Annotated in this window: 23 protein-coding genes; 7 read left to right on the plus strand and 16 right to left on the minus strand. The window is 71.4% G+C overall.

Features of this window, described 5'->3' with window-relative positions:
• Positions 1-17: 17 nt before the first annotated feature.
• A complete protein-coding gene (locus QRX50_RS42735; protein ID WP_285968777.1) occupies positions 18-2957 on the minus strand; it encodes a S8 family serine peptidase in 2940 nt (979 codons plus the stop codon).
• Positions 2958-3158: 201 nt separating this feature from the next.
• Positions 3159-4721, minus strand: coding sequence for a deoxyguanosinetriphosphate triphosphohydrolase family protein (locus QRX50_RS42740; RefSeq protein WP_285968778.1), 1563 nt, complete (start codon positions 4719-4721; stop codon positions 3159-3161).
• A 60-nt stretch (positions 4722-4781) separates the two neighbouring features.
• On the opposite strand from QRX50_RS42740, the gene QRX50_RS42745 reads away from it, so the two are divergent.
• Together QRX50_RS42745 and QRX50_RS42750 are read left to right on the plus strand one after the other, a co-directional pair.
• On the plus strand, positions 4782-5933 hold the full coding sequence (locus tag QRX50_RS42745; RefSeq protein ID WP_285968779.1) for a lycopene cyclase family protein: 1152 nt from the start codon (positions 4782-4784) through the stop codon (positions 5931-5933).
• Between the two features lie 374 nt (positions 5934-6307).
• Positions 6308-7987: a GGDEF domain-containing protein gene (locus QRX50_RS42750; RefSeq protein WP_285968780.1), complete on the plus strand. Its 1680-nt coding sequence runs from the start codon at positions 6308-6310 to the stop codon at positions 7985-7987.
• A gap of 352 nt (positions 7988-8339) precedes the next feature.
• On the opposite strand, the gene QRX50_RS42755 is transcribed toward QRX50_RS42750, so the two are convergent.
• From QRX50_RS42755 to QRX50_RS42765, 3 genes are all read right to left on the minus strand, one after another.
• On the minus strand, positions 8340-8993 hold the full coding sequence (locus tag QRX50_RS42755; RefSeq protein ID WP_285974700.1) for a response regulator: 654 nt from the start codon (positions 8991-8993) through the stop codon (positions 8340-8342).
• Positions 8990-10204: a sensor histidine kinase gene (locus QRX50_RS42760; protein ID WP_285968781.1), complete on the minus strand. Its 1215-nt coding sequence runs from the start codon at positions 10202-10204 to the stop codon at positions 8990-8992. Before QRX50_RS42760 ends, QRX50_RS42755 begins: the two co-directional genes overlap by 4 nt.
• A gap of 258 nt (positions 10205-10462) precedes the next feature.
• Complete coding sequence (locus tag QRX50_RS42765; protein ID WP_285968782.1) at positions 10463-11014, minus strand: snapalysin family zinc-dependent metalloprotease; 552 nt, start codon at positions 11012-11014, stop codon at positions 10463-10465.
• Between the two features lie 210 nt (positions 11015-11224).
• Between QRX50_RS42765 and QRX50_RS42770 the strand changes: the two genes are divergently transcribed.
• Positions 11225-13156 (plus strand): ABC1 kinase family protein, encoded by a 1932-nt coding sequence (locus QRX50_RS42770; RefSeq protein WP_285968783.1) that lies wholly within the window; start codon positions 11225-11227, stop codon positions 13154-13156.
• Here QRX50_RS42770 and lepB (QRX50_RS42775) read toward each other — a convergent pair.
• The 4 genes from lepB (QRX50_RS42775) to QRX50_RS42790 all read right to left on the minus strand — a co-directional run bounded on the left by lepB (QRX50_RS42775) (position 13080) and on the right by QRX50_RS42790 (position 15500).
• The gene (gene lepB / locus QRX50_RS42775) at positions 13080-13865 is read right to left on the minus strand and encodes a signal peptidase I (protein WP_285968784.1); all 786 of its coding nucleotides are present in this window, start codon (positions 13863-13865) and stop codon (positions 13080-13082) included. The two genes, QRX50_RS42770 and lepB (QRX50_RS42775), sit on opposite strands and share 77 nt — an antisense overlap.
• 80 nt (positions 13866-13945) lie before the next feature.
• Entirely contained in the window at positions 13946-14728 is a 783-nt protein-coding gene (gene lepB, locus QRX50_RS42780) for a signal peptidase I (RefSeq protein WP_285968785.1), read from the minus strand.
• Positions 14729-14757: 29 nt separating this feature from the next.
• Positions 14758-15093: a YnfA family protein gene (locus tag QRX50_RS42785; protein ID WP_285968786.1), complete on the minus strand. Its 336-nt coding sequence runs from the start codon at positions 15091-15093 to the stop codon at positions 14758-14760.
• Positions 15090-15500: a hypothetical protein gene (locus tag QRX50_RS42790; RefSeq protein WP_285968787.1), complete on the minus strand. Its 411-nt coding sequence runs from the start codon at positions 15498-15500 to the stop codon at positions 15090-15092. The genes QRX50_RS42785 and QRX50_RS42790 overlap by 4 nt, the downstream gene beginning before the upstream one ends.
• Positions 15501-15559: 59 nt before the next feature.
• On the opposite strand from QRX50_RS42790, the gene QRX50_RS42795 reads away from it, so the two are divergent.
• Positions 15560-16201: an SMI1/KNR4 family protein gene (locus tag QRX50_RS42795; RefSeq protein ID WP_285968788.1), complete on the plus strand. Its 642-nt coding sequence runs from the start codon at positions 15560-15562 to the stop codon at positions 16199-16201.
• A 9-nt stretch (positions 16202-16210) separates the two neighbouring features.
• Positions 16211-17113 (plus strand): hypothetical protein, encoded by a 903-nt coding sequence (locus QRX50_RS42800; RefSeq protein ID WP_285968789.1) that lies wholly within the window; start codon positions 16211-16213, stop codon positions 17111-17113.
• Positions 17114-17186: 73 nt separating this feature from the next.
• Here QRX50_RS42800 and QRX50_RS42805 read toward each other — a convergent pair whose 3' ends face one another.
• The 7 genes from QRX50_RS42805 to QRX50_RS42835 all read right to left on the minus strand — a co-directional run bounded on the left by QRX50_RS42805 (position 17187) and on the right by QRX50_RS42835 (position 23743).
• Entirely contained in the window at positions 17187-17606 is a 420-nt protein-coding gene (locus tag QRX50_RS42805) for a metal-sulfur cluster assembly factor (protein WP_285968790.1), read from the minus strand.
• Positions 17603-18052: a Fe-S cluster assembly sulfur transfer protein SufU gene (gene sufU / locus QRX50_RS42810; protein ID WP_285968791.1), complete on the minus strand. Its 450-nt coding sequence runs from the start codon at positions 18050-18052 to the stop codon at positions 17603-17605. Before sufU ends, QRX50_RS42805 begins: the two co-directional genes overlap by 4 nt.
• Positions 18049-19365: a cysteine desulfurase gene (locus QRX50_RS42815; protein WP_285968792.1), complete on the minus strand. Its 1317-nt coding sequence runs from the start codon at positions 19363-19365 to the stop codon at positions 18049-18051. Before QRX50_RS42815 ends, sufU begins: the two co-directional genes overlap by 4 nt.
• Before the next feature lie 61 nt (positions 19366-19426).
• Positions 19427-20197: a Fe-S cluster assembly ATPase SufC gene (gene sufC, locus QRX50_RS42820; RefSeq protein ID WP_285968793.1), complete on the minus strand. Its 771-nt coding sequence runs from the start codon at positions 20195-20197 to the stop codon at positions 19427-19429.
• A 32-nt stretch (positions 20198-20229) separates the two neighbouring features.
• Positions 20230-21402 (minus strand): Fe-S cluster assembly protein SufD, encoded by a 1173-nt coding sequence (gene sufD, locus QRX50_RS42825; RefSeq protein ID WP_285968794.1) that lies wholly within the window; start codon positions 21400-21402, stop codon positions 20230-20232.
• Positions 21403-21404: 2 nt separating this feature from the next.
• On the minus strand, positions 21405-22853 hold the full coding sequence (gene sufB, locus QRX50_RS42830; RefSeq protein ID WP_285968795.1) for a Fe-S cluster assembly protein SufB: 1449 nt from the start codon (positions 22851-22853) through the stop codon (positions 21405-21407).
• Positions 22850-23743, minus strand: a complete 894-nt coding sequence (locus tag QRX50_RS42835) for a helix-turn-helix transcriptional regulator (protein ID WP_434533193.1) — start codon at positions 23741-23743, stop codon at positions 22850-22852. Before QRX50_RS42835 ends, sufB begins: the two co-directional genes overlap by 4 nt.
• 134 nt (positions 23744-23877) lie before the next feature.
• Between QRX50_RS42835 and mptB the strand changes: the two genes are divergently transcribed.
• Together mptB and QRX50_RS42845 are read left to right on the plus strand one after the other, a co-directional pair.
• Positions 23878-25506 (plus strand): polyprenol phosphomannose-dependent alpha 1,6 mannosyltransferase MptB, encoded by a 1629-nt coding sequence (gene mptB, locus QRX50_RS42840; RefSeq protein WP_434533384.1) that lies wholly within the window; start codon positions 23878-23880, stop codon positions 25504-25506.
• 6 nt (positions 25507-25512) lie between these two features.
• Positions 25513-26439 (plus strand): ABC transporter ATP-binding protein, encoded by a 927-nt coding sequence (locus tag QRX50_RS42845; RefSeq protein WP_285968796.1) that lies wholly within the window; start codon positions 25513-25515, stop codon positions 26437-26439.
• Positions 26440-26470: the final 31 nt, after the last annotated feature.

The raw sequence follows: 26470 nt of genomic DNA on the forward strand, positions 1-26470 counted from the left end.
GGGTGGATCAGGTTCGATCAGGCGATGGCCGGACCAGCGTGCACCACCGGGCGGACGAGCGCGGCCGCTCCGGCCGTGCTCCCCGTGCCCGCCGACGCGTAGCCGTTGACGTGCAGCGAGACGCTGCGGATCGAGCCCGTGTCACCGCCGGCGACGTCGACCGCCGTGAACGTCCACGTGCCGTCCGCCGAGGTGCCGGCGAGCGGGGTCTGCGGGTCGATCGGCAGGTACGTGCCCGTGAACGGCGCGAACTGCGATCCGACCGTGCTCAGCAGCGCCGGGGCGCTGTCGTCGAACACGACCTGGCAGAGGTTGTTGCCGCCGCTGCCGGCCCGCTGGAACAGCGTGGCCGACGCGCCCGAGGGCGAGGTCAGCGTGCCGACCAGGTCCGCGACGTAGGTGTGGTCCAGGCCGACCGTGGTCGAGCCCTCGTCGGCAGTGCAGCTCGAGCCGTCGATCGAGACCGAGACCTTCGACGCGGCCCCGACACCGCTCACCACCAGCGGCACCGAGGCGCCGAGCTGGGAGTTGTCCGGGATCGCGACCGGCGCACCGGTGTAGGAGAAGGTCTGCACCACCGGCGACGGCGTGCCGACCGGCAGCGCGAACGTGCTGGTCGTCGGCGAGAACGAGCCCGCGAACGTCACCTTGGCCGACAGCACCACCGGCACGCCGAGGCCCTGGGTGGCCGGGACTGTGACGGTGAAGTCGTTGACGCCGGTCTGGCCCGGTCTGATCGTGCCGTAGGACTTGGCGCGCGGCGCGATCGTGACGCCGGGCGTCGTCGTGGTGAGCACGACGCTCGTGGACGACGCGACCCCGTCGCCGGTGTTGGTCACCGGCAGCGTCACCTTCGCGGTGTCACCGGGGTCGAGGGTGCTGCCACCCTCGGGCCCGGTGACGGTGGGCTGCTTGGCCTGCGCGTAGGGCTGCGGGCTGGCGCCGGTGTAGGCGAGCACCTTGTCGGCGAGGACCACGCCCGCGCCGGTGAGGTTGTCGCTGCCGGGTGCCTCGATGTCCACGGCGGTCGCGAGGAACGCGTCGCGAACGTCCGAACCGGACAGCCCGGGGTTACCCGAGAGCACCAGGCTCGCGATGGCGGCGGCGTGCGGCGCGGCGGCCGAGGTGCCGAAGAACGGGTCGAACCCGCCCACCGAGGTGCGCACGCCGTCGGCCGCGGTGATCTCCGGCTTGTCGCGGACCTCGCCGCCGGTCGAGGAGACGTTGCCCGGCGTGATGGGCGTGCCGTCGGCCTCGTAGAACATCCGGCGCGGGCCGTCGGAGCTGAACCGCTCGGCCTTGCCGGCCGAGGAGAACGCGCCGGGGAACGGGCCGGTCGGGTTGGCCGGGTCACCCGGCTCGAGCGCCCGGCCGAACGCGGCGGCCGCGGGTGCCGCGGCGACGGAGAACGCGTCGCGCGCCGAGGAGTGCCCGACCGTGACGCCCGGGGTGCTGTAGGCCTTGAGGCCGTCGGCCGAGTCGCGGAAGCGGCTGCCGAAGGCCGTCAGCGAGAGGTAGCGGCCCGCACCGGAGAACTTGACCACCGCGAGCCGCAGGCCGGTGCCGCCGAAAGGCGGGGTGGCGAGCTGCTCGTACGGATCCTGGGTGCCGTCCTGCACGTCCTGGCTGAACGCGACGACGTTGCCCGAGGCATCGAGCAGGTAGAGGTCGTAGTCGTCGCCCGAAGCGCCGAGCGGGTCAGACCAATGCAGCGTGACGGGGATACCCGCCGAGGAGGCATCGGAGATCGGCTCGAAGATCTGGGGGCCCGCCGCGCCCGCGAAGTTGTGCGCGGTACCGGCGAACTTGCCGACCGACTTGCCCGAGTCGACGAAGTCGCCTTCCCAGTGGGCGGCGGTGCCGTCGGCCACGTTGCCCTCATTGCCCGCGGAGGAGAAGTAGAGCGCGCCGTCGGCGGTCACGTCGTTCACGGCCTGGGCGATGATCCAGTCCTGGAATGGGGATTCCTTGAAGTAGATGACGTCGTCGACGATCACGTCGCAGTGCGACTCGAAGCGCAGCTTGCGGATGTTGTCGGCGAAACTCGCGTCGGAGGCGAACGCCGAAGCGAAACCGAGGGCCGCGTTGGGCGCGAGGTCGTGGATGATCTCCAGCATCGCCGTGCCCTCGTCGCCGTCACCCGCCTGGCCGGGAACGACGTCGACGGCCGGCAGCTCACCCTTGGCCTGCGAGACCGCGAGCGAGTCGACCCCGTCGGACAGCGCGCACGCCTTCACCCCGGTGCCCGTGACGCCGTACTGCTGGCGGGCGAGGTCGGCGTTGTGCGCGCGATCGCCCTCGCTGGTGATGGTGGCCGCGGCGGCACGCCGGTTCTTGGCCGCGAGCGCCTGGTCCAGCGCGGCATCGAGGCGGGCGGCCTTCTGCTGCTTGGTCTCGACGGGCGCCGTTTTCCCTTGCCCCGCCTTGGTTTCCAGCTCACGGGCGGTGATCGCCTGGTCGGCGGTCTCGACCCGCTTCACGTCGGCACGCGCGGCGATCGCCGGCAGCGCGGTGAGCGGCACCTCGGCGCGGATGCTCGCGGCCTTGTCCGACACGGTGCGCACGGCGGCACCGGCCTTGCGCAGGTCGTTCACCAGCGCGTCGGACACCTTCGTGACCCGGATGTCCACGACCGCGGTGCTCGCCGTACCCGCCCCCAGCGCGGGTACGGCGGACGCGCTCAGCTTCTGGGCCCGCAGCTTCTGCGCGACGAGCAGGCGGCTGTCCAGTTTGGACTCCGCCTTGGTCTGCCCGGTCTTGAGCGACTGCAACGCCGCGATCTGCCGGGCGGAGTTGTCGGAGAAGGAGTCCGGTGTGGACGCTGTCGCGGCGCCCGCGACCGGCGGGGCGACGATGCCCAGCGCGGCGATCAGCGCCGCGGCCCCCGCGGTCAGGACGGTCGCTCTGGATCTGGCTCTCGGTCTGAACCCGGCTCTAGTGGAACGGCTTCGACGCACGTGCGCCTCCGAATCTCGCACCGCGTGCCCCGACTCACGCTGGCCAACGCCGGTGATCACCGGCTGGATCCAGCTAAGTACCCGGGGTAAATGGGAAAAAGCAGCCGTTAGGGTGATGTATGGCTGTAAATTTCCCATACCCGCCGGAGGTCGTAGGCCATTCAGCGGCAGTGCCGCCCCGCAGCACCGGCTGAGCCGGCTTCAGAGCACGAACGAGTCCGACCACGGCTGCGCGGCGCGCCCGGACAGCGCGTCGAGCAGCGTCACGGCCTGCTTGTCGGTGAGCGAAGCCACGAAGTCGACCACGGCGCGCCCGCGCGCGAGGCTGCGCACGGCGTCGGCGCCCTCCACCCGTTCGCCGGTCGCGCCCACGAGGACCTCCGGCATGGTGCGGACCAGCCCGGCGTACTCGTCCTGCGCGAGCTCCACGAGGTCGTGCAGCCGGCGCGGCAGGCGGCCGAGCTCGTCGCGGTCGAGCAGCCACGCGTCGAGCGCGTCGACGAGTGAGGTCACGAGGCTGGCCTGCCCGCGCTGGTGCAGCGCGAGGTCCGGGCGCAGGAGCACGAACCGGCGATGCACGAACTTGAGCACCTGCACCTCGTGCCATTGCGCGGTGCGCAGCGAGACGTGCCCGGAGCGCGTGGAGGGCGAGGACAGCACGAAGACGCCGTCGACGAGCCGGGAGGTCCAGTTGGCCGAGAACGCGGCCGTGGCCTGCTCGGCCTCGATCGAGCCGTCGAACCCGTTCTCCAGCAGCCCGTCGACGAGCTCGCGCTGCACGCGCCGCACCGCGGCGGCGAACGCGTCGTCGTCGGCGATCCAGCTGTCCTTGAGGTGCATGCGCCGGCGCAGTTGTTCGAGCGAACGGCCGGGCCGGCGCAGCTGCGCGGCGACCTGCTCGTCGTCGAGCGAGGCCAGCTCCAGCGCGTGGTCGAGCCACTCCCCCAGCTCCGCGGCGACCGGCGCGTGCTGCAGCACGCCGATGCGGTGGAAGTCCTGCAGGTCGTGGATCGCGTAGGCGATGTCGTCGGCGGTGTCCATCACCGACGCCTCCACCGTCTGCTGCCACGGCTCGATGCGCCCGGTGAACGGGCCGCGCGCCTGCGCGAAGTCGTCGAGTTCGGTGGCGTAGGCGGAAAACTTGCCCGCGCCCGTGCCCGGTGAACCGTCGGGCTCGGCGGCGCCGCGCGGCGGTGTGCCCATCGACGTGGGGTGCGGCTCGGGGTAGTGCAGCCGCGCCCACGGGTACTTCAGCACCGCCGCGCGCACGGCCGCGGTGAGGTCGAGACCGATCGCCGACGGACCGCGCACGTCGGTGGTGGTGAGGATGCGGAACGTCTGCGCGTTGCCCTCGAAGCCGTCGGCGAGGCCGAAGCGGTGGCGCGCGATGCGGTCGAGCGTCTGCTCGCCGAGGTGGCCGAACGGCGGGTGCCCGAGGTCGTGCGCGAGCGCGGCGGCCTCGCAGACATCGGGTTCGCAGCCGCCGAGCTTCGCGGCCAGCTCGGCCGACTCGCTGGCGCCGGTGATCCGCTCGGCGATCGCGCGGGCGACCTGCGCGACCTTGAGGCTGTGGGTGAGCCGGTTGTGCAGCAGCCCCGCGCCGCCGGCGCTGACCACCTGCGTGACCCCGCCCAGCCGCGCGAAGAACGGCGAGGCGGCGATGCGGTCGCGGTCGATGCGGAACGGGCTGGTGGCGAGGTCCGTGAACCCGCCCACGGAGCTCGACGGGTCCCTTCGCGCGGCCCTCGGGTCGGTCTCGGACATGCGCTCCACCGTATCTGTCCGGCCCCCGGCCGACGCGCCGGATGCGGCAGGATCGGAGGGGTGAGCGACGTGCTGATCGCGGGTGGCGGACCCGCCGGGTGGGCGCTGGCGCGCGCCTGCGCCCGGCGCGGGCTGGCGACCACGCTCGTCGACCCCGCGCCGCGGGCGCCGTGGCGCAACACCTACGGCGCGTGGGCCGACGAGCTGCCCGGGCTGCCGGGAGAGGTGATCGCGGCGGCACCCGGCGCGACCGTCGCGTTCGGCACGCGCGAGCACCGGCTCGACCGCGGTTACCTCGTGCTCGACAACACCGGCCTGCGGTCGTGGCTCACGGCGGTACCGGTGACCGTGGTGCCGGGGCGCGTCGCGCACGCCGAGCACGGGCGCCACGGCTCGACGGTGGTGCTCGCCGACGACCGCCGGCTCGCCACCGCGGTGGTCGTGGACGCGTCGGGGCGCAACCGAGTGCTGTCCGGCGGCCCGCCTGGTGGGCCCCGCGCCGAGCAGACGGCGTACGGCCTCGTGCTGCCGGCCGCCGACGCCGAGCGGCTGGTGCCCGGCGCCGCGGACACGGCCGTGTTCATGGACTGGCGCGACGGCGCGCCGAGCTTCCGCTACCTGCTCCCGCTGGGCGACGGCGCGGTGCTCGTGGAGGAGACGTCGCTCGCGCACCGGCCGGGCGTGCCGGTGGCGGAGCTCGCCGCGCGGCTGCGGACCCGGCTCGCGGGCGCGGGGCTGCGGCCGCACGGCCGGGAGGAGCGGGTGCGGATCGTGCTCGACGTGCCGCTGCCGGGGCGCGGCGCGGTGGTCCCGTTCGGGGTCGCCGCCGGGCTGGTGCACCCCGCCACCGGGTACAGCGTCGCGACGGCGCTGCGGCTGGCCCCCCGCGTGGCCGCGGCGCTGGCGGGCGCGTTCGAGGCCGGGCCGGCGGCGGCGGTGCGCGCGGCCCGCCGGACATTGTGGACAGCCGAGGCGCGGGCCGTGCATTCCCTGCGGCAGTACGGATTGCGCGCTTTGCGCCGGATGTCGCCTGCCGAGCTCGCCGAGTTCTTCGACCTCTTCTTCGCGTTGCCGGCTCCGGTGCAGCAGGCCTACACGTCGGGCCGGGAAGACCTGCCGGGCACGGCGGCGGCGATGGCCCGGCTGTTCCGCGCCGCGCCGCCGACGCTTCGCGCACGGCTCGCGGGCCACCGGCCGAATACGATTCGGTAACGGTGTCGGAATCGGCGGCCGAATGCGCCGGCGCGCAGCCGGGAGCGGTACCACGTACGGAACCGGCGGGCCGAACGGGCAGCGGTCCGCGAATTCCGTATCCGAAACTTCTTCGGGTCAAACGATCAAGCTCCTGGTGGACGGACCCGCTGGTCACTGCCGCGAACCGAACCACCACGGACGGTGTGCGAGATCGTGTACTCGCATGGTGAAGACGGGAATTTTCACACTTCCGAACGGCCCACGGAAATCCATCCCGAACGGGTGATCACTGCCGATTTCGCTACGCCGATTCAGGTAAACCAGGTTCCCGCACGGTGAACATCTGCTGACAACGGTTTCGTTTCCGCGCGAGAGGATGCGACGATCTACGCGTGACGACGCCCCGTGCGGTCCGGTTCGCCTTCCAGCCGATGTACAGCCTGCACACCGGTGGCGTTGTCGCGTACGAAGCGCTCGCCCGCCCCGGCAAGGGCACGGCCCACGAACTGCTCGCCGAAGCCCGTCGCGCCGGCCGCCTGGCCGAGGTCGACCTGGGCCTGGCCGCGGCCGCCGTGCGCCAGGAAGCCGAGCGCCCGAGTGCGCTGCCCCTGCACCTGAACATCTCCGCCCGCACGCTCGCGTCGGGCCCCGCCGCGTTCGACGAGCTGATCGCCGAGCTCGGCGCCGCCGGCCGCCGTACGCGTGACGTGGTCCTGGAGATCGGCCCGCCGTTCACGCACCTGCCCGGAGACCGGCTTCTGGGCGGTATGCGGGCTTTGTCGGAGCTGGGCTTCCGGCTCGCGCTCGACGGTCTCGGCCGCGGCGACCTTCCGCTGGCCCTGCTGGCGCAGGCGCCGGTGGATCTGGTGAAGCTCGACCGCAGTGTGCTGCGCGGCCTGCCGGACGAGCCGGCGGCCGTCGCGGTGGTCGAGTCGCTGCTGCACTTCACGACACGGACCGGCATCCGGCTCGTCGCGACCGGCATCGAGACCGGCCCGCAGCTGGACGCGGCGCAGAGCCTCGGCGTGCGCATCGCGCAGGGCAACCTGCTGGCGCCGCCGGCCGCGCACCGCAGCGCGCCGTCGGCCGGCGCCGTGGTGCCCGACGACCGCCGCTCGCCCGCGCCGCTCACCGCGCCCCGCGTCGGCGACTTCCTGCGCCCCGCCACCACGCTGCCGTCCGACGCGACCTGCGACGACGTGCGCGAGGTCCTCGCGGCGGCCGACGCCCCGACCGGTGTGATCGGCGTCGACGAGCACAACCGTCCACAGTGGTCGGTGGACCGCACGCGGTTCCTGGTCGCCGTGACCGGCCCGTACGGCCACGCCCTGCACGCCAAGCGCCCGGCCGAGCGGCTGGCCGACCAGCCGCACACCATCGACGCCACGGCGAGCGCGCTGGAGTTCCTCGAGCTGGTCACCGACGCCGACTGGGGCCGCACCGGCGACGACGTGGTCGTGGTCGACAACGCGGGCCGGACCCTCGGCGTGGTGCTGGTGACCGAGGTGGTGCGCGGCGTGGCCGAGGCGAAGGTCGAGGAGGCCGTGACCCTGAGTCCGCTCACGCGGCTGCCGGGCAGCGAGGCCGTGGCGCGCGACGTCGAACGCCGCATCTCCACGGGCGAGCAGTTCGTGGCGGCGTGGCTCGACGTCGACTCCTTCAAGTCCGTGAACGACAACGCCGGCTTCGCCGCGGGCGACGACCTCATCCGCGCCCTCGGCGAAACCCTCACGGGCCTCTCGCGGCGCCTCACGCGCATGCGCGTCAGCCACGTCGGCGGCGACGACTTCCTCATCGTCTGCGACGTCGACGAGATCGGCACGGTCGCCGCCGCCCTCCTCGACACGCACTGGTCCGCCGAGGGCATGCCGGTCACCGTGTCCCTGGCCACCCTCGTCTGCGGCAGCGGCTCCATCCCCTCCTACCGCGACGCCTCCCGCCTGCTCGCCCCGCTCAAGAAGCGAGCCAAAGCGGTCCCCGGCTCGAGCTGGGTCCTGAGCCGCCCGGGCTCCGACCGCGTCGAAGTCCTCCGCGGCATCGGCCGCGACGTGGCGGTCGGCCGCTCGGCCTGAAGAGGCGACCGACCGGGCCGGGACTCGTAGGCGCGCGGCCGGGTGGGTCGGGTTTCGGGTGGTCCAGCCGGACTCGCAGGCCCGGCCCGGCTCCCGTCGCGCGCATCAGGCGAACCGTCCCAGGGGCACGGGCCAGGTCAGGGCTTCGGTGTCACGAAGCCGGACTCGCAGGCCCGGGCCGCCCGCATCCGGCGCGGTCGGCGCAGGTCGAGCCGCAGTGCCGAGGCCTGGCGTCGCCGGTTGCTCGCACGTTTCCCCGGACCCCGGCCGCCGTCACCAACCCCGAACCGCGCGCGGCAAGGCCCGGCCCGTCGCGCGCGTCACGCGAACCATCCCAGGTGCACGGGCCAAGTCAGGGCTTCGGTGTCACGAAGCCCGACTCGTAAGCCCGGATCACCGCCTGGGTGCGGTCGCGCGTGCCGAGTTTGGCGAGGATGTTGCCGACGTGGGTTTTGACTGTTTGGAGGCCCAGGTAGAGGTTCGTGGCGATTTCCGTGTTGGACAGGCCGGCGGCCATGAGGCGCAGGACTTCGCGTTCGCGGTCGGTGAGGGCGGCGGAGGTGAGGCCGTCGCGGGCCGGGCCGCGGGGGTGGGCGGCGGCGAGGCGGCGGATGGCGGCCGGGAACAGCAGGGACTCGCCGGTGGCCACCGTGCGGATGCCCGCGACGATCTCCTCCGGGCGGGCGCGCTTGAGCAGGAAGCCGCTGGCGCCGGCGAGCAGGGCGTCGTACACGTAGTCGTCGTTTTCGAAGGTGGTCACCACGATTACCTTCGGCGGTGCGTCCACAGTGGACATCAGGTGCCGCGTCGCGCGGATCCCGTCGACGGCGGGCATGCGCACGTCCATCAGCACCACGTCGGGACGCAGGCGCGTGACCAGGCCCGGGACCTCGGCGCCGTCGGCGGCCTCGCCGACGACCGTGAGGTCGGGCTCCGCGTCGACGATCGCGCGCAGGCCGGCGCGGATGAGCTGTTCGTCGTCGACCAGCAGCACGGTCACGTTCATCGGTTCCCCCACGGCACCGTCACCATGACCTCCCACCGGTTCCCCGCCGGTCCCGCCGTCAGCTTGCCACCCAGCAGCTCCGCACGCTCGGCCATGCCCCGCAGGCCGCGCCCACCGCGGGCCCGCGACGGCCGCGCCGCGCCCAGCGGGTTCGCCACCGTCGCGCACAGCTGCCCCGCCGACACCACCACGGCGACGCGCACCGGCACCTGGCCCGCGTAGCGCACCGCGTTGGTCAGGCACTCCTGCAGGATCCGATACACCTCACGCGACACCACCGCGGGCACCGCGGCCAGCGAACCCGCCACGTCGGCGTGCACTTCCGCGCCCGCCAGCCGCGTCGCCTCGACGAGCGCCGGCAGCTCCGCCAGGCCCGGCTGCGGATTGCGTGACGAAGCCCCGTCGCGCAACAACCCCAGTACTTGGTCGAGGTCGTCCAACGCCGTGCGCGCCGATTCCTCGATGGCCGTGAGCGCCTGCTCGGTGAACCCCGGGTCGGTCCGCAACGTCCGGCGCGCAGCCCCCGCCTGCACCGTCACCACGGACAACGCGTGCCCCACCGAATCGTGCAGCTCGCGCGCCAGCCGCGTGCGCTCGGCCAGCTGCTCGGTCCGCCGCTCGAGCTGCGCGATGCGCTCGGCCGCCGACATCCCCAGCAGCGCCCCCGCCGCCCGCCGCAGCAGCCCGCCGACGCCCCACACCGCGTAGACCAGCACCACGAACGCGGCCGCGAACGCCACCGGCAGCCACGCCGACCCCCACCCCCGGTCCACGGCGACGACCTCGGTGCCGTTGTCCACCAGCTTCCCCGTGAACACCGCGCTCACCGAAAACCCGAACCCCACCGGCACCGCGAGCGTCACGGTGCTCACCACCGCCCCGACCCCCACGTGCAGCACGAACATCACGCTGTAGCGCGCCCGCGCCCGCACGGTGGCCGGCCGCCCCGCCGCCGCCTCGCCCAGCAGCTCCCGCACCGCGGCCGCCTCCAGCACCCGCACCGCCGGCAGGAACGACGTCGCCCCCAGCACCACCACCGTCACCACGACCCCGAGCACCGACGCCCACCCCATCGACGTCACGAACGGCGCCAGCGAAGGCACCGCCACCGCCGCGAACAACAGGTACGGCACGCTGATCGCCCCGCCCAGGATCAGGTAGACCCATCGGCGATAGGTCACCCCGCTCACCACCGGCCGCAACACCCGCACACCCAGATCCTGACAGCCGGCCCGCCTTCCCGCCTCCCTCCACAGCGGGAGCCCACACCCCACCAACCGCCGCCCGGCAGCACAACAGCAGCGCTATTCAAGCCACCCGAACCCACAGAAAACCGCAGCCGAACTACCCGACACGCGGGAACGCCCAGCCCCTCCCCGACCCCGATCCAAACCCTCCACGTAGTCACAATCAGAAATCGGGGCGCCTTCCCGAACCCGCCATCCCGATTCAGAAAAATCCCGGAATTCTCAGTAAACCCCAGCCGTAACCCGAGTCCCCACGCCCTTCACACCCCCGAACCCGTTCCGCCACAACTGCTGCACCTCCGCTGCCTCCTCCGCACTCGGCTTGGCATTGGTACACGACGTCCCCGGCCCGTGCCCCGACATCAACTCCGAACAAGGCCCGTCATAATCATCCGGCAACCCGAGATTGTGCCCCAATTCATGCGCCGCAATCCTCGTCGGATCAAACCCTTCGGCCACCTGAGACGTATCCAAATACACGTCTCCATTTCCGTGCCCGTCGGTTTGCGTGTACGACCCGCCACTGTGGATCTCGTGGAACACCACCGTCGCCCCGGACGAGCGCTTCACCAGCTTCACATCGGTGACCGCGGCGTTCCAGTTCGCCGCCCCCTGGTCGATCTGGGCCACGTAGTCCGGTGCCCCGCTCGACGTGTAGTACACCGTGGTCGCCGCGGCGGCCTCCGCGCCCGGCCCCGCGACCAGTCCGACGCCCAGCGGCGCCCCCACCGCCACCGCGATCGCCGCGATGCGCCCGAACCCGCGTGCCCTCATTCGCGTCTCCTTCGCCGAATCGTCCGCTCCGGCCACCGGAAATCCGGCAACCGCGGTTCGCACCACGACGTTAGGAGTTCACCAATCCCGTGGCCACGTCCGAAAGTAGGTGACCCGGCACCGTCTGTCAGCACGGTCCCCCATGAGAGGGAGTGCGGTCCCGCCTCGGCTGGAACCGCGCGGCCGCGAACCCTGGTGTGCTCGACAACCATGGAAACCCTGCTGGTCGGCCTCTTCGCCTACGTCCTCGTGCTGTGGCCGCTCGTCGCCGCATCGCGGCGGGTGCTCGGCGTGCGGATCGGGTACGTCCGGGCGCTGTGCGCGGCGGTGTTCGGCTGGGTCGTGGGCGGGCTGGTGGTCCGGACCTTCCCGCTCGCGGTGCTCAGCAGTGCCGGCGCGGCGGTCGGGCTGCTCATCCCGCTGGCCGGGTGCGCGCTGGCCGCGACGCTGTTGTTCCTGTTCGTCGCGGAGCTCGCCGCGCCGTCGGGGACCGGGCTCGGGCTGTTCGGGCAGCTGCGCTCGGTGCGCGCCCGCGTCGCGCGGACCGGGCGCTACTCGCGGATCATGCGCATCGCGATCAGCCACGGCCTCGGCGGGTACCTCACCGGGCGCCGCGAACCCGGCCTCGCGCCCGGCCGCCACGCCAAGCTCGCGCGGTCGCTGCGCCGCGCGCTGGAGGAGGGCGGCGTGACGTTCGTGAAGCTCGGCCAGCTGCTCTCCACCCGCTCCGACCTGCCGCCCGCCTTCGTCGACGAGCTCGGCCGGCTGCAGGACCGCGTGGCACCCGCGCCGGCCGAAACCGTCTTCGCCCTGCTGCGCGAGGAGCTCGGCGCCGACCCGTCCGACGTCTTCGCCGAGTTCGACCCGGAACCACTCGCGGCGGCGTCGATCGCGCAGGTCTACGGCGCGCGGCTGCGCTCCGGCGCGGAAGTCGTGGTCAAGGTCCAGCGGCCGGGTATCCGCGCGCAGGCCGAACGCGACGTCGACATCGTCCGCCGCCTCGCCGCGCTCCTCGACGAACGGGCCGGCTGGGCCCGGGCGCTCGGCGTCACCGAACTGGCCGACGGGTTCGCCGAAGCGCTGACCGAGGAGTTGGATTTCCGGGTGGAGGCGGCCAACATCGAAGCCGTGGCGGCCCAACCTGTGGCCGGGGTGACACTGCCGGCCGTCCACAAAGCACTGTCCACGGAACGCGTGCTCGTGATGGGCCGCCTCAACGGCAAACCCCTCTCGACCGCGGCGCCGGGCGAGGGCGAAAGGCTCGCCCGGGCGTTCCTGCGCTGCCTGCTCGACCAGGTGCTCATCGGCGGCGTCTTCCACGCCGACCCGCACCCCGGCAACGTCCTCCTGCTCGACGACGGCACGCTCGGTCTGCTCGACTTCGGCTCCGTCGGCCGCCTCGACGCGGGCCTGCGCGCCGGCCTGCAGAACCTGCTGCTCGCTCTCGACCGCGGTGATCCGGCCGGGCTGCGCGACGGGCTGCTGGAGATCGTCGACCGCCCCGACGAGATCGACGAGCAACGCCTGGAACGCGCGCTCGGCGGGTTGCTCGCCCGCCACTTCGGCCCGGGCCGGGCGCCGGGGCTGGACCTGTTCACCGACCTGTTCCGCGTGGTCGCCGACTTCCGCCTCGCCGTCCCGCCGCCCATTGCCGCCGTCTTCCGCACGCTCGCGACGGCCGAAGGCACCCTGGCCACGCTCGCGCCCGGCTTCGACGTGGTCGCCGAGTCGCGTTCGTTCGCCGGCGAGCAGCTCGGCGCGCGCCTGCGGCCCGAGACCGTCCGCGACGAGGTGCTGGCCCTGCTGCCGGTGCTGCGCCGGCTCCCCCGCCGCGTCGACCGGATCGGCGCGGCCCTGGAGGAGGGCCGGCTTTCGGTCAACGTGCGGCTGTTCTCCGACGAACGCGACCGCAACCTCGTGACGGGCCTCGTGCACGAGGTGCTGCTGGCGTTCGTCGGCATCGCGACCGGTCTGATGGCCGTGCTGCTGCTCGGCAGCGCGAGCGGCCCGCGACTGCTGCCGGACCTGACACTCAACCAGGTTTTCGGCTACAACCTGCTCGTGATCAGTGCATTGGTGGGCCTGCGGCTGCTGTTCGTCGTCTTCCGCCGGAGCGCGCGACGGTCACGATCAAGCCGATGAACCCGAGCACGAACAGCGCGACACCGCCGAGGACCAGGTACCGGGCCACGCGGAGGCCGGTGTCCGCAGTAGATGCTCCGGGCAGGCCGGCGTCGGCGAACGCCGTGGTGGGCTTGAGGGTCACGGAGGAGAAGACCGTGCCCCTCGCGACGATCACCCCGTCCACCTTGGACAGCGGGATCGCGCCACCACCGGGCTCGTCGACGAATCTGCGGGAATCGATGGTGATGTCGCGTCTGTCGCCCGCGACGAAAATCGAGCCCGGCGGCACCTGCGCCGTGAACTCGTAGGCGCCGGCCGAGAGCGGCACCACCGGATCGAGGTAGGGCTCGGTGACGGACTTGCCGTTCACCTGCAGCCGGCTGTCGGGCCCACAGCAGACCACCCGGTCGCCGCCGACGGCGATCACGCGATCGAGGAGGTGGTAGCCGGGCGGTGAGCCGGGGAACGCGTCGATCTGGAACAAGACCAGGTCGCCCCGGTGGATCTCGTGGCTCCCGGCCCAGTGGAGAACCATGGGCTCGCCGTCTGCGACCGTGGTTTCCATGGAGCGTTCACCGATGCGCACGGTGGTGTAGCCGAGCAGCTTCACCGCCCCGGTCACTCCGAGCACCGGGCCGGCCACCACGAATATCACGAAAAGCGCCAGAAACGGCGAAAACCGGCGTGTGCGAGGCGGCGCGGCCGGGGGCGCCGGGAAGTCGGTCACGCCCCTCTATCGGGCCGGCCCCGCCGGCGTTACCCAGTTCGCGGCGCGTACTTCGGTCCCCGACCCCGCTCCGGTCGTGATCAGTGCCTTGGTGGGGCTGCGGCTGCTTTTCGTCGTCTTACGGCGGTCACGATCGCGCCGACGAACCCGAGCAGGAATAGCGCGGCGCCACCGGTTGCGGTGAGCCGGCTGGAGACCGGGCCGGTGTCCTCCGTAGACGCTCCGGACAGCCCCGCGTCGGTGAACGCGGTGGTGGGCTTCACCGTCTCGGGCCAGAAGAAGCTGCCCGTCGCCACGACCACACCATCCACTTTGGACAGTGGAACGGAGCCGGTCTCGAGCGCGTACGGCTGGACGACCATGCGGGAGTCGAACGAGTTGTTCCGCGTGTCCCCGGCGACGAAAACCGTCCCAGGCGGCACCTTCGCCTCGAAGGGCACGGCGGCGTCGGCGGGCGAAACGGCCGGGTCGAGGTACGGCTCGGCGACCGGTTTGCCGTTCACGATGATCCGCTTGTCGAGGTCGCAGCAGCGGATCTCGTCGCCGCCGACCGCGATCACGCGCTGCATGAACTTGCCGTGAGGGGCGCCGGGAAACACATCGGCCTCGAACACCACCACGTCGCCACGGTGGATCTCCTGGCCTCCGCGCAAGCCGTAGATCGCCGCGCTTCCCGGAGCCACGGCGGAGGACATCGAGCCGCTCCGGATACTCACTGTCCGGTAGCTGAACACCGTGAGCACACCGGTGATCGCGAGCACCACGCCGGCGACGGCGAGCACGAGGAAGATCGCCAGCAGCGGCGAGAACCGCCGCTTGACCTGCACCGGAGCGGGCGGCGGCGGGAAGTCGGGTTCGGTCACGCTGATCTATCGGGCGAGACCGGCGAGCGTTACCCGGTTCGCGGCGCGTACATGATCACCGCGACGCCAGCGAGGCACAGCAGCGCGCCGAGCACGTCGAACCGGTCGGGCCGGTAGCCGTCGGCCACCACGCCCCAGGCCAGCGAGCCGGCTACGAAAACCCCGCCGTACGCGGCGAGGATGCGGCCGAAGTGTGCGTCGGGCTGCAGCGTGGCGACGAATCCGTAGAGCCCGAGGGCCACGATCCCCCCGCCGATCCACGCCCAGCCGCGGTGCTCGCGCACGCCCTGCCAGATGAGCCACGCGCCGCCGATCTCCAGCGCCGCGGCGGCGACGAACAGCGCGATCGACTTGAGGACCGTCACCGACCGAAGGGGTTGCCCAGGGTCCCCATGTCGAAGTTGGCCACCGTCGAAGTCCACAGAGGATTGACCGCGAACGCGACCGCTCCACCGAGCGCGACCACGCACGTGAGCCCGCCCAGCAGCACACCGGCACGAGCCACTTCGCCGCCGTATTCACGCCCACCGCCGGTCAGGCCCAGCACGATCGCCAGCACCCCGGCCAGCAGCCCGACGAAGAACAGCGCTCCCAGCACGAGCAGGAACACCTGCCCCACGATCGGATACACCGGCCCCGCCTCCATCCTGGGCCGCACCAGCAACCACGCGATCCATGTCGCCACGACCAACATGAAGGCCACAGCCGCGATCGCCACTGCCGCGACGGCCTGGCCCCGCCGGGGTTCGCGCTCGTTGTCCGCTTCGGTCATGTCCCAGTCATAGCACCCGGGCCCGATTTTCGTCGGACCTTCGCGCTAGCTTCACCGCCGTGGATTTCGAGAAGGTCGCCCACGACCTGGCGACCGCACTGCGTTCCGCCGCTGGCGTCGAAGAAGCCGTGCTGCAAGTGCGCGTCACCGGCGGCTCACTGGCGCTGGACGCCTGGGCGCCCACCCGCAAGTGGCTGCGGATCAGCGGGAGCTCCCTGCGCAGCCTCTTCGACGCGGAGCCCGGCACGTACGAGCTGCGGCTGCGTCCCGACGGCAGCTACGCCTTCGCGGCGAGTGGCGCGCTCTCCTCCGTCAACGACGGCTGGCTCGTGTTCGACGAGAACTTCCGCTACCTGGGTCACCCCCGGCCCGGCCTGCTCCGCCCGGCCGCCGCCGCGCCCACCGGAGCGCCGACGGAACCGGCCGTCCTCGCCGAGATCACGCGGCTGTGCGAGGAGTTCGCGGCGCACTACACGCGGATCAAGGGCCAGGCGCCGCCGTGGCCCGCCGGGCGCACGGAGGCGGAGATCGCGGCGGCCGAAGAGCGGATCGGCGCGCGGCTGCCGGAAGACCTGCGCGCGCTCTACCGCGTGACCGACGGCGATCCTGACCAGATCGGCCTGCTCGGCCCGTACTCCTGCAACGCCCTCGACCAGGTCGTTGCCGACTACACCGAAGGCCTGCCGGGCTCCTATGGCTGAGAGGACGGCGTGTCCGACACCGGCGTGGTGTTCGAGCCACTGCCGTTCGGGCACGTGAAACGCTTGTCCCGCAACGACTGGTGGGTCACCTTCGGCAGCGACCGCGCGATGAACTTCCTGTTCACCGACCTCGACCCCGCATCGGACGGCCGCGCCGGCCAGATCGTGGAGTACGGCCGTGACATCCACGGCCCGCTGCGCTACGTCGCGCCGTCGGTCACGGCGATGCTCACGGAGGTCGTCGAGGCCCTGCGCGAAGGCCGGTACGAGCACGACGAAGACGAGGTGTTCCTCGAACCCGACGTCTCCCTGCGCGACAGCCCCTTCCGCAGCCACACCGAGGTCGTCACCGGCCCGGGCATCGAGCACCTCGGCGCGCACGACGTCGCCGACCAGCCCCTCGTGCAACAGCTCTACCTCAACGACGCCGGCACAGCGAACCTCGATGTGCTGCAAGGCTTTCCGGCACTCAAGGAGGTGAGCATCAACCGCGCCGCCCGCGTCACCGGCGGCCTTGCCCACCTGCCGGCGCTAAAGGCCCTGTCCGTGGAAGCGGGCGAAGCCGACCTGGACGCCTTCGCCGGGCACCGGCTGTGGCGCCTGGAGCTGAAGGTGCTCAACCATCCCGTCGGCGTGGCCCAGCTCGCCGCACTGCCGAGCCTGGTGCACCTGGACGTCAGCGGCGTCGAGGTGACCGGCCTCGAGCGGGTCGGCGAGCTGCGGCACCTACGGGTGCTCGGCCTCTCCCGCGTCCAGCTCGACCACCTGCTCACCTCGGGCGCGCCGCTCCCCCGGCTCGCCGCGCTGCACGTCGAACGCCGCACGTCCCTGGCCGAGGCCGTCGCGCTCTGGAGCCGCTTCGCCCCCGGGCGGAAGGCACCTTGGCATGTCGAATCGACCGGTGCCGTATAGGCCGTTATACAACCGCCGAAACAGAACAGGCCACCCCGCTGCGAGCGGAGTGGCCTGTTCCCTCGAAAAAAGCTCAGACGGTGAACCCGAGCGCACGCAGCTGCTCGCGGCCGTCGTCGGTGATCTTTTCCGGGCCCCACGGCGGCATCCAGACCCAGTTGATCCGGAAGTCGCTCACGAGGCCGCCGGAAGTCAGGGCCGCGGAGGTCTGGTCCTCGATCACGTCGGTGAGCGGGCAGGCCGCCGACGTGAGCGTCATATCCAGCGTGGCGGAGTTGTCCTTCTCCACGCGGATGTCGTACACCAGGCCGAGGTCGACGACGTTGATCCCGAGCTCGGGGTCCACGACGTCGCGCATCGCCTCTTCGATGTCCTCGATCTTGGCGACATCGGCGGGCACCGACGAAGCGGCCTGCTCCGGCAGGTCCGCGGCGGTGCGCCCTTCACGGTGCTCCGGGGTCGTCGCCTCCGGGGCCACGGTCTCTTCGCTCATGCCTTCTCAGCTCCTGTGGTGGTGCGGGCCACGGCGTCCTTGAACGCCATCCAACCGAGGAGGGCGCACTTCACGCGCGCCGGGTACTTGGCGACGCCGGCGAACGCGATGCCGTCCTCCAGCACGTCCTCGTCGGGCTCGATCTTGCCCCTGCCCTGCATCAGTTCCACGAAGGCGTCCATGGTGGTGAACGCCTCCTCCACGGTGTGGCCGGTGACGAGGTCGGTCAGCACCGACGTGGAAGCCTGGCTGATCGAGCAGCCCTGCCCCTCGTACGACACCTGCTCGACCTTGCCGTCCGCGAGCTTCACGCGCAGCGTCACCTCGTCGCCGCAGGTCGGGTTGACCTGGAACGACTCGGCGTCGTAGGGCTCGCTCAAGCCGCGCCCGTGCGGGTTCTTGTAGTGGTCCAGGATGATCTCCTGGTACATGCTCTCGAGGTTCACGCAACCACTCCGAAGAACTTCTGCGCCTCGCGGATCCCGTCGACGAGGGCGTCCACTTCGGACAGTGTGTTGTAGAGGTAGAACGTGGCGCGCACGGTGGCCGGCACGGAGCACGCCCGGTGCAGCGGCCACGCGCAGTGGTGGCCCACGCGCACGGCGATGCCCAGGCTGTCGAGCACCTGGCCGGCGTCGTGCGGGTGCACGCCGTCGATCACGAACGACACCGCGCCGCCGCGGTCGGCCATGTCGGTGGGCCCGACGATCCGGACTCCCTCGATGGCGCTGATCCCGGCGAGCGCGTGCTCGGTGAGCAGGTGCTCGTGGGCCGCGATGCGCTCCATGCCGATCGCCGAGAGGTAGTCGACGGCCGCGCCGAGGCCGATGGCCTGCGACGTCATCGGCACGCCGGCCTCGAACCGCTGCGGCGGCGGCGCGAACGTGGTGCCCTCCATGCGGACCAACTCGATCATCGACCCGCCCGTGAGGAACGGCGGCATCGCTTCGAGCAGCTCACTGCGCCCGTAGAGCACGCCGATGCCGGACGGCGCCAGCATCTTGTGCCCGGAGAACGCCGCGAAGTCCACACCCAGCGCCCCGAAGTCGACGTTGCCCTGGCCATACACCCCGTGGGGCACCGACTGGCAGGCGTCGAGCACGGTCAGCGCGCCGACCGACTTCGCCTTGGCCACGAGCACGTCGACCGGATTGATCGTGCCGAGCACGTTGGACTGGTGCGCGAAGGCGACCAGCTTGGTGCGCGGCGTGATCAGCTCGTCGATCTCCGACAGGTCGAGCCGGCCCTCGGGCGTCACCTTGAACCACTTCAGCGTGGCCCCGGTGCGCTGGCACAGCTGCTGCCAGGGCACGAGGTTCGCGTGGTGCTCCATCTCGGTGATCACGATCTCGTCGCCGGGTCCGACCTTGAACCGCTCGGACTCGGGGCCGGCCGTGCTCGCGTTGCTCATCGCGTACGCCACGAGGTTGATGCCCTCGGTGGCGTTCTTGGTGAACACGAGCTCCTCCGGGGTGGCACCGACGAACTCCGCGATCCGCGCGCGGGCGGACTCGTAGGCGTCGGTGGCCTCCTCGGCGAGCTGGTGCGCACCGCGGTGCACGGCGGCGTTCGAGGTCTCGAGGAACCGCCGCTCGGCGTCGAGGACCTGCGTCGGCCGCTGCGAGGTCGCGCCGGAGTCCAGGTACACCAAGGGTTTCCCGTCGCGCACGGTGCGGGACAGGATCGGGAAGTCGGCACGCAGTGCCGCCACGTCAAGGGGAACAGAGTTGGTCGGGCTGTTCGAAGCCGTGGTGGTCATCGAGCCAACTCCTCTCGGTGTAGTCGGGAACTTCTCGTGGTGCTCGCGAACTGTGCGAAACTCAGAGTGCGGCGGGCTCGGCCTTGCCCGCGTACTTCACGTAGCCGTGCTCCTCCAGCTCGTCGGCGAGCTCCTTGCCACCGGACTCGACGATGCGCCCGTCGGCGAACACGTGCACGAAGTCCGGGGTGATGTGCCGGAGGATGCGGGTGTAGTGCGTGATCAGCATGACGCCGACCTCGCTCGAGGCCTTGTACTGGTTGACGCCCTCGGAAACCACGCGCAGAGCGTCGACGTCGAGACCCGAGTCGGTCTCGTCGAGGATGGCGATCTTCGGCTTGAGCAGCGCCAGCTGCAGGATCTCGTGGCGCTTCTTCTCACCGCCGGAGAAGCCCTCGTTCACGGAGCGCTCGGCGAACTCCTGCGAGATCTCGAGCTTGCCCATCTCCTCCTTGACCTCCTTGACCCAGTGGCGCAGCTTGGGGGCCTCGCCACGGACCGCGGTGGCCGCGGTGCGGAGGAAGTTGGACATCGAGACGCCGGGCACCTCGACGGGGTACTGCATGGCCAGGAACAGGCCGGCGCGGGCGCGCTCGTCCACGCTCATCTCGAGCACGTTCTCACCGTCCAGCAGCACCTCGCCGGAGATCACCTGGTACTTCGGGTGGCCGGCGATGGCGTAGGACAGGGTGGACTTGCCGGAGCCGTTGGGGCCCATGATCGCGTGGGTTTCGCCCGACTTGATCGTCAGGTTCACGCCCTTGAGGATCTCCTTGGCGCCTTCGTCGGTGTTCACCGAGGCGTGCAGGTCCTTGATTTCCAGGGTAGCCATTCTTCGTTTCCTAAAGTCTGCGGTGGACGGGGTCAGGCGCCAACGGCTTCGAGCTCGGCCTCGATCGCGGCTTCGAGGCGCTCGCGCACCTCGGGCACGTCGATCTTCACCAGGATCTCGTGGAAGAACCCGCGCACGACCAGTCGCCGCGCCGCCTCCTCCGCGATTCCGCGCGACTGGAGGTAGAACAACTGCTCGTCGTCGAACCTTCCCGTCGCGCTCGCGTGGCCGGCGCCTTCGATCTCGCCGGTCTCGATCTCCAGGTTCGGCACGGAGTCCGCGCGCGCCCCGGGCGTGAGCACCAGGTTGCGGTTGAACTCGTAGGTGTCGGTGGCCTCGGCCGCGGCGCGGATCAGCACGTCGCCGATCCACACCGTGTGCGCGCCCTCGCCCTGCAGCGCGCCCTTGTAGCCCACTCGCGACTTGCAGTTGGGCACCGCGTGGTCGACGAAGAGGCGGTGCTCCTGGTGCTGGCCGCCGTCGGCGAAGTAGACGCCGAGCATGTCGACGTCGCCGCCCTTGTCGGTGAAGGTCGCCGTCGGCGAGACGCGGACCAGGTCACCGCCCAGGGTGATCACGGTGTGCCGCAGGGCCGCGTCGCGGCCCAGCTGCAGGTGCTGCTCGGAGACGTGCACCGCGTCGTCGGCCCAGTCCTGGACGCTGACCACGGTGACCTTGGCGCCGGCGCCGATGACGAACTCGACGTTGTCGGCGTAGGTGCCGGAGCCGACGTGGTCGAGCACGACCACGGCCTCGGCGAACGCCTCGGCCCGGACCTGCAGGTGCCCGTAAGCGACCAAACCCTCACCCGGGCCGTGGATGCGCAGCACCGACGGCTTCGACGCCTTCGTCTCCTTGGGCACCGTCACGACGGTCGCCTTCTGGAACGAGGAGTACGCCTGGGCGGCGATCCGGTCGCTCGGCACGCCGGCCTGGCCCAGCCGCGAGTCGTCGCGGCCGACGGTCTCGATCGTCAGCTCGGGCGCGGCATCGGCTTCGAGGGTGATCTCGCCGGAGGTGACCGCGCTGCCGTCGTGCAGGCCGCGCAGCCGCTTCATCGGCGTGAAGCGCCAGTTCTCCTCACGGCCGCCCGGGACCTCGAAGGCCTCGACGTCGTAGGAGGTGAAGCGCTCCGCGCGGGAGGCCGCCGGAATGACGGCCCCCTCGCGAAGCGACTCCGAAACGTTGTTCTCGGTAACCGACATGACTAGCCGACGGACCCTTCCATCTGGAGCTCGATCAGGCGGTTCAGCTCGAGCGCGTACTCCATCGGCAGCTCACGCGCGATGGGCTCCACGAACCCGCGCACGATCATCGCCATCGCCTCGGCCTCGTCGAGACCGCGCGACATCAGGTAGAACAGCTGCTCTTCGCTGACCTTGGACACCGTGGCCTCGTGGCCCATGGACACCTCGTCGTTGCGGATGTCCACGTACGGGTAGGTGTCCGAGCGCGAGATCGTGTCGACCAGCAGGGCGTCGCAGACCACGCTGGAGCGCGAGTGGTGCGCCCGCTTCGCGACGCGGACCAGGCCTCGGTAGGAGGTCCGGCCGCCGCCGCGCGCCACCGACTTCGACACGATGGTCGAGGAGGTGTGCGGCGCGAGGTGCTCCATCTTGGCGCCCGCGTCCTGGTGCTGTCCCTCGCCCGCGAACGCGACCGAGAGGACCTCGCCCTTGGCGTGCTCGCCCATGAGGAACACCGACGGGTACTTCATGGTGACCTTGGAACCGATGTTGCCGTCGATCCACTCCATGGTCGCGCCCTCTTCGCACTTGGCGCGCTTGGTGACCAGGTTGTAGACGTTGTTCGACCAGTTCTGGATCGTCGTGTAGCGGCAGCGGCCGCCCTTTTTCACGATGATCTCCACGACCGCCGAGTGCAGCGAGTCGGACTGGTAGATCGGCGCGGTGCAACCCTCGACGTAGTGCACGTAGGCGTCTTCGTCGACGATGATGAGCGTGCGCTCGAACTGGCCCATGTTCTCGGTGTTGATCCGGAAGTAGGCCTGCAGCGGGATGTCCACCTTCACGCCCTTGGGCACGTAGATGAACGAGCCGCCGGACCACACCGCCGTGTTCAGCGCGGAGAACTTGTTGTCACCGGCCGGGATCACGGAGCCGAAGTGCTCCTGGAAGATCTCCGGGTGCTCCTTGAGCGCGGTGTCGGTGTCCAGGAACAGCACGCCCTGGGACTCCAGGTCCTCGCGGATGGAGTGGTAGACGACCTCGGACTCGTACTGCGCGGCGACGCCGGCGACGAGGCGCTGCTTCTCCGCCTCGGGGATGCCCAGCTTGTCGTAGGTGTTCTTGATGTCCTCGGGCAGTTCTTCCCAGCTGGTGGCCTGCTTCTCGCTGGACCGCACGAAGTACTTGATGTTGTCGAAGTCGATCCCGGAGAGGTCGGCGCCCCAGTTGGGCATCGGCTTCAGCTCGAAGAGCTTGAGCGCCTTCAAGCGGGCTTCGCGCATCCACTCCGGCTCGGACTTCTTCCCGGAGATGTCGGTGACGACATCCTCGTTCAGTCCGCGGCGGGCGGTCGAGCCCGCCTCGTCGGAGTCGGCCCAGCCGAACGCGTACTTGCCAAGGGACTCGATGGTCTCTTCCTGGCTCAGTGGCGCGGTGGTGGGAGTGCGCTGCTCGGCAGCGGCAGTCATGCGGGTTTCCCTCCATTCGGGATCCGTGCTGTACGCCCCCGGTCCGCCCGCGCCGGCTGCGTCGCCGCAACCGCCTCGGTCGTCCCGGAGGGCCTGGTGCTGTCCGGCTCGGGAAGGGCCGGGATACCCGACGTGCCGACGGGTACGTGTGTGGTGCACGCGTTGTCGCCGCGTGCGATCGTCGCCAGCCGCTGCACGTGGGTACCGAGCAGCCGGGCGAACGCCTCGGTCTCGGCCTCGCACAGCTGCGGAAACTCCGCGGCAACGTGCGCGACCGGGCAGTGGTGCTGGCAAAGCTGCGCCCCGACATTTTGGCCGGGGCCGGCGGGAACCCCGACCTGGCGGGTCGACGCAGCGTAGCCCTCCCTGGTCAGCGCCGTGGCCAGGGCCTCGGCGCGCTCCGCGGGATCACTCGAACCGGTGATGGCGGAGCGGTGCGGGCCCACCAGCGCGTCGACGCGGCTCTCGGCGAAGGCTCGCACGGCGTCGGGGCCGGCGTGCTCGGCGAGGAACCGGATGGCCGACACCGCGAGGTCGTCGTAGGCGTGCCCGAACCGGGCGCGGCCCGACTCGGTGAGCAGGAAGAACTTGGCCGGGCGCCCGCGCCCGCGCGGACCGCGCCGGGATGCCTCGCGGGTCTCGGCCTCACCGTCGGCCACCAGCGCGTCCAGGTGCCGGCGGACGGCCGTGGGGCTGATGCCGAGCTGCTCCGCGACCACCACGGCGGTCATCGGGCCCTGCTCGAGCAGCAGGCGCGCCACCTCGTGGCGCGTGCGCCCTTCGGCCGCGCTGGCCGGGCTGACCTGCACGGGAACGCCGACGTCCGCGGCGCGCGGCTGATCGCCGAGCTCCTCGCAGACCTCTTCCTCAGGCGTCCCGTTCTTTTTCACAACACAAGTGTGTCTTATTTCCGGCGCAGGAGCAAAGGTGGGGTGTCCGGCAGTGACCCGAGTCACCACGGAAGGGACTCGATACCCTTCCTGACGTGGCAGTCGGCGAGCAACCCGTGCAGCGGGACCCGGAAGTGGGCACACCCGGCGACACGGCGACGGCCGTGGCGCCACCCTCGCCCGTCCTCCCGCGCGAGCCGCAGCCGCTCGACCAGGCCGAACACCGCGGCCTCGACATCGTCCGCCGGTTCGGCACGGTGGGCTCGCTGTTCCTCGCGCTCGGCTCGCTCGGCGCCGGCGCCGCCCCCGTGATCAACCCGGTGCAGGACCTGCCGGTGCTGCGCCTGTTCACCCGCATCCCGACCGTCTCGCTCGCCATCGCGTTCTCCGGCATGGGCATCCTCGTGCTGAGCTGGCTCATGCTCGGCCGCTTCGCCCGGCCCGCGAGCGCCCGCCTCGCCAGCCAGGGCCAGATGGCCCGCACGATCGCGATGTGGGTGGCGCCCCTGCTGCTCATCCCGCCCCTGTTCTCCCGCGACGTCTACAGCTACCTCGCGCAGAGCGAGATCGTGCACCGCGGGATGGACCCGTACACGCTGGGCCCGGCCCAGGCGCTCGGCGTGGCCGACCCGCTCACCGCGGGCGTGGCCAACATGTGGCGCGAGACGCCGGCGCCGTACGGGCCGCTGCTGCTGCGCCTGGGCGGCTGGCTCGCGCCGATCGGCGGCAACGACATCGTGACGGGTGTGCTGCTGCAGCGCGGCCTGGCGCTCGTCGGCGTGGTCCTCATCGTGTGGGCCGTGCCGCGGCTGGCGCGCCGCTTCGGCGTGCAACCGGTGACGGCGCTGTGGCTGGGCGCGGCCAACCCATTGCTGATCTTCCACTTCATCGCCGGCGCCCACAACGACGCGCTGGCCATCGGGCTGATGGTCGCCGGGCTGGAGGTCGGCATCCGGCGGCTGCCGGTGCGCGTCAAGGGCGACTCCCCGCCACCACTGGCCCGGGGCGAGCTGCTGTGCATCGCGCTCGGTGTCGCGATCATCACGCTCGGGGCCGCGGTCAAGGTGCCGGCGCTGCTGGCGTTGCCGTTCTTCGCGGTGATGGTGGCGCGGCGCTGGCACGGGAGCATCAAGGATCTCGTGCGCGCCGGCGTGCCGATGGCGCTGCTGTTCGGCGTGGTGCTCGTCGCGGTCTCCTACGGCACCGGCCTGGGCTTCGGCTGGATCGGCGCGCTCGGCACCCCCGGCCTCGTGCGCTCGTGGATCTCCCCCACCGCCGAGCTCGCGAATCTCACCGGGGTGCTCGGCATCGCGCTCGGCCTTGGCAACCACACCGACGCGCTGGTGCCCATCGTCGGCGCGCTCGGGTACCTGGTGACGGCGTTCGTCACCGTCAAGTTCCTGTGGGCCAGCTTCAAGTGGCGCTACCGGCCCATCATCGGGCTCGGGGTGGCCCTCGGCGCCGCGATGATCCTGCAGATCAACCTGCAGCCCTGGTACGTGCTGTGGGCCGTGATCCCCCTGGCCGCGGCGGCGGGCACCTCGCGGTTCCGCGTGGCCGCGACCGTGATCAGCGCCGGGCTGCCGTTCCTGCTGCCGCCCACCGGGAGCACGTTCGACGGCCACGCCTACATCCTGCCGTGGGCCTACGGCGCGGCCGTGCTCGTGACGCTCGGCGGGCTCGCGTGGGTGTACCGGCTTTCGCCGCTCCTGCTCTCCAGGACGTCCCCGAAACGGCCCGCCGTGGTGGACGTCGTATCGTGATTCGTTGTGGACAACCCCGCGGTCGAGATCACCGGCCTGGTGAAAAGCTACGGCTCCACCACCGCGGTCGACGGGCTCGACCTGCGGATGGAGCGTGGCTGCCTGCTGGCCTTGCTCGGGCCCAACGGCGCGGGCAAGACGACCACCGTGGAGATCTGCGAAGGGTTTCGCAAGCCTGACGCCGGAAACGTCCGGGTCCTCGGCCTCGATCCCGTGAAGAACAGTGCCCGGCTGCGCCCGCGCGTCGGCATCATGCCGCAGGGCGGCGGCGCCTACCCGGGTGTGCACGCCGCGGAGATGCTCGGCCTGGTGGCGTCGTGCGCGGCGAATCCGCTCGACCCCGTGTGGCTGCTCGACGTGCTCGGGCTGGCCGGCGCGAAACGCACTCCGTTCAAACGGCTTTCCGGCGGGCAGCAGCAACGGCTTTCGCTCGCGTGCGCGCTCGTCGGGCGGCCCGAGCTGGTGTTCCTCGACGAGCCGACCGCGGGCATGGACCCGCAGGCGCGGCGCCTGGTGTGGGAGCTGCTGGCCGCGCTGCGCAGCGACGGCGTGAGCGTGCTGCTCACCACCCACCTCATGGAAGAAGCCGAAGCGCTCGCCGACCAGGTGGTGATCGTGGACCACGGCAAGGTCGTGGTCCAGGGCTCGCCCCACGCGTTGACGCTGGAAGAAGGCGACGCCGCACAGCTGCGGTTCCGCGCACGCACCCGGCTGGACCTGTCGCTGCTCACGGCCGCCTTGCCGGAGGGGTACCGCGTGAGCGAGTCCTCGCCCGGTTCGTACCTCGTGGAAGGCGCGGTGGATCCGCAGGTGGTGTCCACCGTCACGTCGTGGTGTGCGCAACAGGGCGTGCTGCCCGAACAGCTGCAGGTGGGGCGGCGCACGCTGGAAGAGGTTTTCCTCGAGCTGACCGGACGGGAGCTGCGGGCGTGAGCACGACGTTCCCGGAAGGCACCTTCACCCC

Source organism: Amycolatopsis sp. 2-15 (genome assembly GCF_030285625.1).
Taxonomy (GTDB): Bacteria; Actinomycetota; Actinomycetes; order Mycobacteriales; family Pseudonocardiaceae; genus Amycolatopsis; species Amycolatopsis carbonis.

Bases quoted from the DNA above. Each gene is read 5' to 3' on its own strand.
- QRX50_RS42740 (WP_285968778.1), bottom strand. From the start codon at position 4,721: ATGTCCGAGACCGACCCGAGGGCCGCGCGAAGGGACCCGTCGAGCTCC.
- QRX50_RS42755 (WP_285974700.1), bottom strand. From the start codon at position 8,993: ATGAACGTGACCGTGCTGCTGGTCGACGACGAACAGCTCATCCGCGCC.
- QRX50_RS42765 (WP_285968782.1), bottom strand. From the start codon at position 11,014: ATGAGGGCACGCGGGTTCGGGCGCATCGCGGCGATCGCGGTGGCGGTG.
- QRX50_RS42770 (WP_285968783.1), top strand. From the start codon at position 11,225: ATGGAAACCCTGCTGGTCGGCCTCTTCGCCTACGTCCTCGTGCTGTGG.
- QRX50_RS42790 (WP_285968787.1), bottom strand. From the start codon at position 15,500: ATGACCGAAGCGGACAACGAGCGCGAACCCCGGCGGGGCCAGGCCGTC.
- QRX50_RS42805 (WP_285968790.1), bottom strand. From the start codon at position 17,606: ATGAGCGAAGAGACCGTGGCCCCGGAGGCGACGACCCCGGAGCACCGT.
- QRX50_RS42815 (WP_285968792.1), bottom strand. From the start codon at position 19,365: ATGACCACCACGGCTTCGAACAGCCCGACCAACTCTGTTCCCCTTGAC.
- sufC (WP_285968793.1), bottom strand. From the start codon at position 20,197: ATGGCTACCCTGGAAATCAAGGACCTGCACGCCTCGGTGAACACCGAC.
- sufD (WP_285968794.1), bottom strand. From the start codon at position 21,402: ATGTCGGTTACCGAGAACAACGTTTCGGAGTCGCTTCGCGAGGGGGCC.
- sufB (WP_285968795.1), bottom strand. From the start codon at position 22,853: ATGACTGCCGCTGCCGAGCAGCGCACTCCCACCACCGCGCCACTGAGC.